The organism is Jatrophihabitans sp. (genome assembly GCA_036389035.1).
Lineage (GTDB): Bacteria > Actinomycetota > Actinomycetes > Mycobacteriales > Jatrophihabitantaceae > Jatrophihabitans_A.
The window spans coordinates 1-9,669 of sequence record DASVQQ010000020.1; the positions used below are offsets into that span (position 1 = coordinate 1).

Consider the following 9,669-nt stretch of genomic DNA (forward strand, 5'->3'; position numbering starts at 1 on the left):
GCCTGGAACCTCATCACCACCGAGAACGTGCAGGCCCCCACCGAGGAGATCGTGGCCCAGGGCCTCGAGGCCGCCAAGCCGTTCATCGCGACGCTGTGCCGCGCGCAGCAGCAGGTCGCCGCCGCCGCGGCGAAGCCGACCGCCGAGTTCCCGCTGTTCCTGGACTACCAGGACGACGTGTACGCCGCCGTCGAGCAGGCCGTCGGCGACGACCTCGCGCAGGCCCTCACGATCGCCGGCAAGTCCGAGCGCGAGGCCCGGGTCGACGAGCTGAAGGAGTCCGTCAAGGCGTCCCTCGCCGACCGGTTCGCCGGCCGCGAGAAGGAGATCTCGGCGGCCTACCGCTCGGTGCAGAAGAAGTTCGTGCGCCAGCGCATCCTGCGCGACAAGGTGCGCATCGACGGCCGCGGGCTCGCCGACATCCGGCAGCTGTCCGCCGAGGTCGACGTGCTGCCCCGCGTGCACGGCTCGGCGCTGTTCGAGCGCGGCGAGACGCAGATCCTCGGCGTCACCACGCTCAACATGCTCCGGCTCGAGCAGCAGATCGACTCGCTGTCGCCGCAGACCCGCAAGCGCTACATGCACAACTACAACTTCCCGCCGTACTCCACCGGCGAGACCGGCCGGGTCGGCTCGCCCAAGCGGCGCGAGATCGGGCACGGCGCGCTGGCGGAGCGGGCACTGATCCCGGTCCTGCCCAGCCGCGAGGAGTTCCCGTACGCGATCCGGCAGGTGTCGGAGGCGCTGGGCTCCAACGGCTCCACCTCGATGGGCTCGGTCTGCGCCTCGACGCTGGGACTGCTCAACGCCGGCGTGCCGCTGAAGGCTCCGGTCGCGGGTATCGCGATGGGGCTGATCTCTGACACCGTCGACGGCAAGACCGAGTACGTGGCGCTGACCGACATCCTCGGAGCCGAGGACGCCTTCGGCGACATGGACTTCAAGGTCGCCGGCACCAAGGACTTCGTGACCGCGCTGCAGTTGGACACCAAGCTGGACGGCATCCCGTCCGAGGTGCTGGCCGCGGCGCTGTCCCAGGCCCGCGATGCCCGGCTGCACATCCTGGACGTGATGGCCGAGGCGATCGACCGTCCGGACGAGATGAGCCCGTACGCGCCGCGGGTCACCGTGGTCAAGATCCCGGTGGACAAGATCGGCGCGGTGATCGGCCCGAAGGGGCAGATGATCAACGCGATCCAGGACGAGACCGGCGCCCAGATCACCATCGAGGACGACGGCACCATCTATGTCGGAGCCTCCGACGGGGCGTCCGCGGCCGCCGCGGTGGACCGGATCAACGCGATCGCCAACCCGCAGATGCCCAAGGTGGGCGAGCGGTTCCTGGGCACGGTGGTCAAGACCGCGGCCTTCGGCGCCTTCATCTCGCTGCTGCCCGGCAAGGACGGCCTGGTGCACATCTCCAAGCTGGGCAACGGCAAGCGGATCGGCAAGGTCGAGGACGTCGTCAACGTCGGCGACAAGCTGCAGGTCGAGATCGTCGAGATCGACCAGCGCGGCAAGATCAGCCTGGTCCCGGTGGCCGACGAGGCCGCCGGCGCCGCCGAGTCGGTTCCGGCCGAAGCGGGCGCGACCGAGGAGTAAAAACCCCTGCGCTCAGCGCGGGAACTGCCCTGAGGGGGCACGGGAGTCTCTCCCGTGCCCCCTCAGGCGTTTCTGAGGGGAATGTGCAGCGGGCAGGACCAAGGCGTTGCGGGGGAGGATCCACCCGCGGCCCGGTGGCTGCCCTGATCGTAATTTCTGAGGGTGTGCCGAGGGCGGGTCAGCAGGTATTGTCTTGTAGTCCGATCGGAAAGACAGAATCGCTGGAGTCGCGCATGACCAGGACCCCTTCCCGCCGGCCTGCCGGTGCCGCGCTGGTAGCCGCCGCGGCGGCGCTGTTGCTGGCGGTGACCGGCTGCTCGTCCTCCGACGCGTCCTCCGGCGGCAAGCTGTCCCTGGTCGCGTTCTCGGTGCCCAAGCCCGCCTACGAGGCGCTGACCACGGCGTTCACGGCCACCGACAAGGGCAAGGGCGTCAGCTGGGCATCCTCCTACGGCGCCAGCGGCACCCAGAGCCAGTCGGTCAGCAACGGCCAGGAAGCCGACTTCGTCGCGCTCTCGCTCGAGCCGGACATGACCAAGCTGGTGCCCAAGTTCGTCGACCCGAGCTGGAACAGCGGCCCGACCAAGGGCATGGTGTCGAGCTCGGTGGTGGTGTTCGCGGTCCGCAAGGGCAACCCGCTGCAGATCAAGGGCTGGGACGACCTGATCAAGACAGACGTCGACATCGTCACGCCCGACCCGGGGTCCTCCGGCGGGGCCAAGTGGAACGTGCTGGCCGCCTACTCCTACGTCCTGGCCAACGGCGGGACCGAGGCGCAGGCCCAGGACTACCTCAAGGCGTTCTTCGCCAACGTGGTCAGCAAGCCCTCCAGCGCCGCCAACGCGACCTCGACGTTCCTCAACGGCACCGGCGACGTCCTGCTGTCCTACGAGAACGAGGCCATCGCGGCGCGGCAGAAGGGCCAGCCGCTGGACTACGTGGTGCCGGCCGAGTCGATCCTGATCGAGAACCCGGGCGCGGTGACCAAGACCGCGCCGCAGGCGGCCAAGGACTTCCTGGAGTTCGTGCGCACCGAGACGGGCCAGCAGGTCTTCGTCGAGAAGGGCTTCCGGCCGGTGATCGAGGGCGTCCCGACGGGCAGCGTGGCCGGCGCCAACGACCCGGCCAACCCGTTCCCCCCGGTGGCCAAGCTGCAGACCATCGCGGACCTCGGCGGCTGGAGCGCGGTGAACAAGAAGTACTTCGACAAGGGCTCCGGCATCGTGACCAGGATCATCAGCGGCGCCGGTGGCTGAGTCGCGGGCCGTGCCGGCCGGGTCGCGGCCGCGACGGCACAGCCACCCGACGGCGGATCGGCAGCGGCTGGGCGCCGTCTCGGGCGCCGGCCTGGGACTGGCGGTGCTCTGGCTGAGCCTGCTGGTGCTGCTGCCACTGGCCGCGGTGGTGGCCAAGGGGGCCGGCGCGGGGCTGGACGACTTCTGGGCCGCCGTCACCACCCCCGAGGCGCTGTCGGTGATCCGGCTGACCGTGCTGGCCGCTGCCGCGGTCAGCGCGGTCAACGCCGTGATGGGCACCCTGATCGCCTGGGTGCTGGTGCGCGAGGACTTCGCAGGCAAGCGGGTGCTCGAGGTGCTGATCGACATCCCGTTCGCCCTGCCGACGATCGTGGCCGGGTTGGTGCTGAACACCCTGTACGGCCCGCACAGCCCGATCGGGGTGAACTGGTACGCCACCCGGCCCGGGGTGCTGGTGGCGCTGCTGTTCGTGACCCTGCCGTTCGTGGTGCGCACCGTGGAACCGGTGCTGCTGTCGCTGGAGACCGACGCCGAGCAGGCCGCCGCCTCGCTCGGGGCCGGCCCGATCCGGACGTTCGTGCGGATCGTGCTGCCGGCCATCGCGCCGGCGATCGCCGCGGGGGCCTCGCTGGCATTCGGCAGGGCGATGGGGGAGTACGGCGCGGTCATCCTGATCTCCGGCCAGCTGCCCAGAACCCAGGTCGCCTCGCAGTACATCTTCCAGCAGATCGAGAGCGGCTACCTGCCGGACGCGGCGGCGGTCGCGACCGTGCTGCTGCTGATCAGCGTGCTGGTGCTGGCCGCGCTGCGCGGCCTGCAGCACTGGGCGGCGCGCCGTGGCTGAGCGAGCTGTGACAGCGCCGGCCGGAGCCAGCGCCCTCGAGGCCGGCGGGCCGCCGGCGCCGGCCGGCGAGCGGGCATCCCGGCCGGTGACCGCCCGGCCGACCCGACGGCGGCGACGGACCAGCCGCAGCCGGTGGGCCCTGCGACTGGTGGCGATGGGCTACGTGGGCATCCTGGTGGCACTGCCGGTGGGGCTGGTGCTGTGGCGCACCATCGACCAGGGCGCGGCCACCTTCGTCGAGGCGATCAGCGGGCCCGAGGCGATCGCCGCCTTCCGGCTGACCGCGATCGTGGCCGGATCGGCGGTGGTGATCAACACCGTCTTCGGGGTGGGCGCGGCGTTGCTGCTGGCCCGTTATCGCTTTCGGGGCCGGCGGCTGATGGACGTGCTGATCGACCTGCCGATCTCGGTGTCGCCGATCATCGTGGGGCTGGCGCTGATCCTGGCGTTCGGCTGGACCACCGGCTGGTTCGGCCCGGCGCTGCAGGCTGGCGGCGTGCAGCTCATCTTCGCCACTCCCGGCATGGTGCTGGCGACCGCGTTCGTGTCGCTGCCGCTGGTGGTCCGCGAGGTGCTGCCGGTGCTCACCGAGACCGGCCTGGAGCAGGATCAGGCCGCCCGGTCCCTCGGCGCCAACGCCGTGCAGCGGTTCCGCCGGATCACCCTGCCCACCATCAAGTGGGCGCTGGCCTACGGTGTGGTGCTGAGCGTGGCCCGGGCGCTGGGGGAGTTCGGCGCCGTCCGGGTGGTCTCGGGCAACGTCGGCGGCCAGACCCAGACGGTGACGCTGCTGGTCGACGAGCGCGCCGAGCAGTTCGAGCCGGGCGCCTACCAGCTCTCGGTGGTGCTGATCGCGGTGGCCGCGCTGAGCATCGTGATCATCTCGATCATCCGTCCTCGCGAGCAGAGTGAGAAGTAGCCAGATGGGCATTCAGACCCGGGGTATCACCAAGCGGTTCGGCGACTTCGTCGCGCTGGCCGACATCGACCTCGACGTGGCGAGCGGGCAGCTGACCGCGCTGCTCGGTCCCAGTGGCGGTGGCAAGTCCACCCTGCTGCGGATCATCGGCGGCCTGGAAGAGGCCGACAGCGGGTCGGTGGTGATCGACGGCGTGGAGGCCACCGACATCCCCGCTCAGCGCCGCAACGTCGGTTTCGTCTTTCAGCACTACGCGGCGTTCAAGCACCTGTCGGTCTACCGCAACGTCGCCTTCGGCCTGGAGATCCGCAAGCGGCCCAAGGCCGAGATCCGGCAGCGGGTGCACGAGCTGCTGCAGCTGGTGCACCTGGACCAGTTCGCCGACCGGCTGCCCTCCCAGCTGTCCGGCGGCCAGCGGCAGCGGATGGCGCTGGCCCGGGCGCTGGCCGTCGAGCCGAAGGTGCTGCTGCTGGACGAGCCGTTCGGCGCGCTGGACGCCAAGGTGCGCAAGGAGCTGCGGGACTGGCTGCGCCGGCTGCACGACGAGGTGCACGTCACCACCGTGTTCGTCACCCACGATCAGGAGGAGGCGTTGGAGGTCGCCGACTCGCTCGTGGTGATCAACCACGGCCGGATCGAGCAGGTCGGCAGCCCGAACGAGCTCTATGACCACCCGGTCAACGATTTCGTGATGGGCTTTCTCGGCCCGGTGACCCGGCTGGGCGAGCACCTGGTCCGCCCGCACGACATCGAGGTGCTGACCGCCGACAGCACCGGCGCGGCGCCGGCCAGCGTGCAACGGCTGAGCCGGGTGGGCTTTCAGGTCCGGGTCGAGCTGCGCGCTGACGGGCCGGGGCTCGGCGGGGCAGCTGACGGTGGGTCCAAGCCCGGTGAGTTCGACACCGCCGTGCAGCTGACCCGTGGCCAGGCCGACGCGCTGGACCTGCGGGTCGGCAGCCGGGTGTGGCTGCGCCCGGCGCGCGACGCCAGCGTGCTGACCGTCGGCTGAGCCGGGGCCAACAGCAGCTCAGCCGGTCAGCGCGGCTGAGTGGCCGGGACGCGTGGCTTTCCTAGTTTCCCACCGGGTTTGAGAGATAATGCCGGGGTGGAGATCTCAGCGAAGAGCGACTACGCGGTGCGGGCGTTGCTGGCGCTGGCGGCCCGGGCGCCGAACCTGGTCAAGATCGATGTCGTGGTGAGTGAGCAGCAATTGCCTCGCAAGTTCGTCGAGGCGATCCTGGGCGACCTGCGCCGAGCCGGCATCGTCCGCTCGATGCGCGGCTCCGACGGCGGCTACGCCCTGGCCCTGCCGGCCAGCGACATCTCGATCGGCTCGGTGATCCGAGCCGTCGACGGGCCGTTGGCCGAGGTCCGGGGACTGCGTCCGGACGAGATGAACTACACCGGCCTGGCCGAGCACCTGCCCGGCCTCTGGGTGGCGGTGCGGGCCAGCCTGCGCAAGGTGCTGGACGAGACCTCGCTGCAGCAGCTGCTCACCGGCAAGCTGCCGCCGCACGTGCGCAAGATGGTGGATGATCCGCAGGCCTGGGCCCGGCGCGGCCGGTAACGCCCGAGCCATTTCGAGCCGGCAACGCAGATGATGGTCGAGGTCGTGCTCGGCGACATCACCGAGCAGCGGGTCGACGCCATCGTCAACGCCGCCAACTCCAGCCTGCTGGGCGGTTCCGGAGTGGACGGGGCGATCCATCGCCGGGGCGGGCCGGAGATCGGCCAGGCCTGCCGGGCGTTGCGCGCCGGTTCCCATCTGCACGGGTTGCCGACCGGTCAGGCGGTGCCGACAACCGCCGGCCGGCTGCCGGCCCGCTGGGTGATCCACACCGTCGGGCCGGTCTACTCCGAGACCGAGAACCGCGGCGAGCTGCTGCGGTCCTGCTATCGCCAGTCGCTGCGGGTGGCCGGCGAGCTGGGCGCGGACTCGATCGCGTTTCCGCTCATTTCGGCGGGGGCCTACCGGTGGCCGGTGCGTGGCGCCGTCGAGCTGGCCCTGGCCGAGCTGCGCTCGGCGCGGCAGCCCGGAACCCCGGCCCTGGCGCGGCTGGTGCTGTGGCAGCCCGAGACGCTGGCCCTGGCGCATGAGGTGCTGGGCCGCTAGGCGCTGCAGGCGCTTGGCCGCTAGGCGATGCAGGCGCATGGCCGGTAGGCGCTCGGGCCGCTGGACGCGCTGGACCGCTGGGCGCTGGGCCGCTGGGCTGCTAGAACCGGGCCGGCGGTCGGCACCGCTTAGGCTGTCGGGGTGAGCACACGCGCGAAGACCCGGACCCTGCCCGTCTCAGGCGGCGGCGTGATCAAGCGGACCGTGCTGCCGGGCGGGCTGCGCATCGTCACCGAGGCGATGCCGGGCGTCCGCTCGGCCAGCGTCGGCATCTGGGTCGGAGTCGGCTCGCGCGACGAGTCGCCCTCGGTCGCCGGCGCCAGCCACTTCCTGGAGCACCTGCTGTTCAAGGGCACCCGGCAGCGGTCCGCGCTGGACATCGCGATGGCGATGGACACCATCGGCGGTGAGTTCAACGCCTTCACCGAGAAGGAGCACACCTGCTTCTACGCCACGGTGCTGGACCAGCAGCTGCCGATCGCGGTCGACATCATCGCCGACGTGGTGCTCAACGCCACCATCGCCGCCGCCGACGTCGACGTCGAGCGCACCGTGGTGCTGGAAGAGATCGCGATGCGCGATGACGACCCCTCGGACCTGGTGCACGACGTGTTCTCCGCCTCGCTGTTCGGCGACGCGCCGCTGGGCAGGTCCATTCTGGGCAGCGAGCAGTCGATCAACCAGCTGAGCCGCAAGCAGATCCACGGCTACTACTCCCGGCGCTACCGGCCTTCGGAGATGGTGGTCTCGGTCGCCGGCAACATCGATCACAGCGAGGTCGTCCGGCTGGTCCGGGCCGCGTTCACCGGCCGGCTCTTCGACGGCGACGCCGGCCCCCAGCCTCGACCCGACCGCAAGCTGCACAAGGCTCCCGCCCGTCCGGTCAGCGTGGTGGTAGATGACACCGAGCAGGCCAACGTCGTGCTGGGCGCGATGGGCCTGTCCCGCTTCGACGAGCGCCGCTTCGCCATGGGGGTGCTGACCACGGCCATCGGCGGCGGGATGTCCTCGCGGCTGTTCCAGCAGATCCGCGAGCAGCGCGGCCTGGCCTACTCCACCTACTCCTTCACCTCCTCCTACGCCGGTGACGGCCTGTTCGGGCTGTACGCCGGCTGCCAGCCCGGCAAGACCGACGAGGTCATCTCGATCATGAAAGCGGTGCTGGAGTCGGTCGCCGCGGACGGCCTCAGCGCCGACGAGGTCGAACGCGGCAAGGGGCAACTGTGCGGGGGGATGGTGCTCGGCCTGGAGGACTCCGGATCGCGCATGAGCCGGATCGGCAAGGCGGAGCTGACCTACGGCGACGTGCTGGGCCTGGATGACCTGCTGGGCCTGGTCGAGGCGGTCACCCTCGATCAGGTCAACGAGCTGGCCGCCGAGCTGATCGCCCAGCCGACCTGCCTGAGCGTGGTGGGCCCGTTCGGCGAGCACGATTTCGACTCTGCTGTCTAACGACTTTGCCGTCTAGCGTTCGACTCTGCTGTCTAGCGCGGTTCCAGAAAGGGATGTCAGGGTGAGCGAGCTGATCGCGGTGGCGGTGCTGGGTGCGCGCGGCCGGATGGGGCAGCAGGTCTGCGCTGCCGTGGAGGCCGCGGCCGATCTGGAACTGGTCGCCTCGATCGACCTCGGCGACCCGATCTCGGCCGCCGTCGAGTCGGGCGCGAAGGTGCTGGTGGACTTCACCCATCCCGACGGCGTGATGGACAACCTGAGCTTCGCGGTCGAGCACGGGCTGCATGCCGTGGTGGGCACCACCGGATTCACCGATGAGAAGCTCAGCACCGTGCAGCAGTGGCTGGCCGACAAGCCCGGGCTGGGAGTGCTGGTGGCGCCGAACTTCGGCATCGGCGCGGTGCTGGCGATGAAGTTCGCCCAGTTGGCAGCGCCCTATTTCGAATCGGCCGAGGTCATCGAGCTGCACCATCCGCAGAAGGTGGACGCGCCGTCGGGAACCGCCACCTCCACCGCCCGGCTGATCGCGGCGGCCCGGGCCCGGGCCGGGATGAGCGCCGCGCCGGACGCGACCACCGCGGAGGTCACCGGCGCCCGGGGAGCCGACATCGACGGGGTGCGAGTGCACTCGGTCCGGGCCACCGGCCTGGTCGCCCACCAGGAGGTGCTGTTCGGCACCGAGGGCGAGACGCTGACCATCCGGCACGACTCGCTGAACCGGTCCTCGTTCATGCCGGGGGTGTTGCTGGCCGTCCGCGAGGTGGGCAACCGGCCCGGCCTCACCGTCGGCCTGAACTCGTTGCTGGGGTTGTGACAGGGCGGGTGAGCGAGGATCGCGGCGACGAAGGAGGGGGTGCTGAGCGCGCCGCGACCGGGCTCGAGCCGGTTCGGAGCAGGCGGGCGAACCCGCTGCTGCTCACCGCGGTGCTGCTCGCGGCGATGACGCTCTACTACTTCTTGATCGCCTGGCGCGGTTTCTACCTGCTCATGGAAGACCGATGGATCCTCAAGGTGCTGGGCGTCGCCGTGCTGGTGTTGCCGCTGATCAGCGTCCAGGTGGTGCTGGCCCAGCTCAGGTTCGGCGTGTCGTGCCAGCTGCTGGCGATCGGGATGCGGGAAGCGAGGTTGTTCACCGAGGCGCCGGTCCTGCCCCGGCTCCCGTCGGGCCAGTTGGACCGCGAAGCCACCGATGCCTGGTTCGACCGGCAGCGGTCGGTGGTCGAGCGCGCGCCGCAGGACTGGCGTGCCTGGTTCCGGCTGGCTCAGGCCTATGACCTGGCGGGGGACCGCAAGCGGGCTCGCGAGGCGATACGCACCGCCATCGAGAAGTCCAAGCAGCGCGGCTAGCTGTTCTGCCCTGAGAGGTTGGGGACGCGGCTTGCTGGTGGGTGGCCTGCGAGTGCGGTGTGGCCGCGGTGGTGGTTGTAGGTGTGGAGCCAGGTGGTGAGAGCTTGGCATCGTTGGGTGTCTGAGTGGTAGGGGT

The 9,669-nt window shown here is 70.6% G+C and carries 11 protein-coding genes; 10 read left to right on the plus strand and 1 reads right to left on the minus strand.

What is annotated here, in order from left to right:
• From VF557_13165 to VF557_13210, 10 genes are all read left to right on the plus strand, one after another.
• The coding region (locus VF557_13165; protein HEX8081153.1) for a polyribonucleotide nucleotidyltransferase at nucleotides 1–1,602 on the plus strand (1,602 nt) is incomplete at its 5' end.
• 233 nt (nucleotides 1,603–1,835) lie between these two features.
• Nucleotides 1,836–2,858, plus strand: coding sequence for a sulfate ABC transporter substrate-binding protein (locus tag VF557_13170; protein ID HEX8081154.1), 1,023 nt, complete (start codon nucleotides 1,836–1,838; stop codon nucleotides 2,856–2,858).
• The gene (cysT, locus tag VF557_13175) at nucleotides 2,851–3,702 is read left to right on the plus strand and encodes a sulfate ABC transporter permease subunit CysT (protein HEX8081155.1); all 852 of its coding nucleotides are present in this window, start codon (nucleotides 2,851–2,853) and stop codon (nucleotides 3,700–3,702) included. The genes VF557_13170 and cysT overlap by 8 nt, the downstream gene beginning before the upstream one ends.
• The gene (locus tag VF557_13180) at nucleotides 3,695–4,621 is read left to right on the plus strand and encodes a sulfate ABC transporter permease subunit (GenBank protein HEX8081156.1); all 927 of its coding nucleotides are present in this window, start codon (nucleotides 3,695–3,697) and stop codon (nucleotides 4,619–4,621) included. The genes cysT and VF557_13180 overlap by 8 nt, the downstream gene beginning before the upstream one ends.
• A gap of 4 nt (nucleotides 4,622–4,625) precedes the next feature.
• Nucleotides 4,626–5,630 (plus strand): sulfate ABC transporter ATP-binding protein, encoded by a 1,005-nt coding sequence (gene cysA / locus VF557_13185; GenBank protein HEX8081157.1) that lies wholly within the window; start codon nucleotides 4,626–4,628, stop codon nucleotides 5,628–5,630.
• Between the two features lie 96 nt (nucleotides 5,631–5,726).
• Nucleotides 5,727–6,188 carry an Rrf2 family transcriptional regulator gene (locus VF557_13190; protein ID HEX8081158.1) on the plus strand — a complete coding sequence of 154 codons (462 nt, stop codon included), beginning with the start codon at nucleotides 5,727–5,729 and terminating at the stop codon, nucleotides 6,186–6,188.
• A 30-nt stretch (nucleotides 6,189–6,218) separates the two neighbouring features.
• Nucleotides 6,219–6,734, plus strand: a complete 516-nt coding sequence (locus VF557_13195; GenBank protein HEX8081159.1) for an O-acetyl-ADP-ribose deacetylase — start codon at nucleotides 6,219–6,221, stop codon at nucleotides 6,732–6,734.
• 141 nt (nucleotides 6,735–6,875) lie between these two features.
• A complete protein-coding gene (locus tag VF557_13200) occupies nucleotides 6,876–8,186 on the plus strand; it encodes a pitrilysin family protein (protein ID HEX8081160.1) in 1,311 nt (436 codons plus the stop codon).
• A 61-nt stretch (nucleotides 8,187–8,247) separates the two neighbouring features.
• Nucleotides 8,248–9,000: a 4-hydroxy-tetrahydrodipicolinate reductase gene (gene dapB / locus VF557_13205; protein HEX8081161.1), complete on the plus strand. Its 753-nt coding sequence runs from the start codon at nucleotides 8,248–8,250 to the stop codon at nucleotides 8,998–9,000.
• A gap of 8 nt (nucleotides 9,001–9,008) precedes the next feature.
• A complete protein-coding gene (locus VF557_13210) occupies nucleotides 9,009–9,533 on the plus strand; it encodes a tetratricopeptide repeat protein (GenBank protein ID HEX8081162.1) in 525 nt (174 codons plus the stop codon).
• Here VF557_13210 and VF557_13215 read toward each other — a convergent pair.
• Nucleotides 9,530–9,669: IS481 family transposase (locus VF557_13215; GenBank protein HEX8081163.1), on the minus strand; the 140-nt coding region annotated here is incomplete at its 5' end. The two genes, VF557_13210 and VF557_13215, sit on opposite strands and share 4 nt — an antisense overlap.

Coding starts and splice junctions, on each gene's coding strand:
- VF557_13195 (HEX8081159.1), top strand. CDS start 6,219: ATGATGGTCGAGGTCGTGCTCGGCGACATCACCGAGCAGCGGGTCGAC.
- cysA (HEX8081157.1), top strand. CDS start 4,626: ATGGGCATTCAGACCCGGGGTATCACCAAGCGGTTCGGCGACTTCGTC.
- VF557_13170 (HEX8081154.1), top strand. CDS start 1,836: ATGACCAGGACCCCTTCCCGCCGGCCTGCCGGTGCCGCGCTGGTAGCC.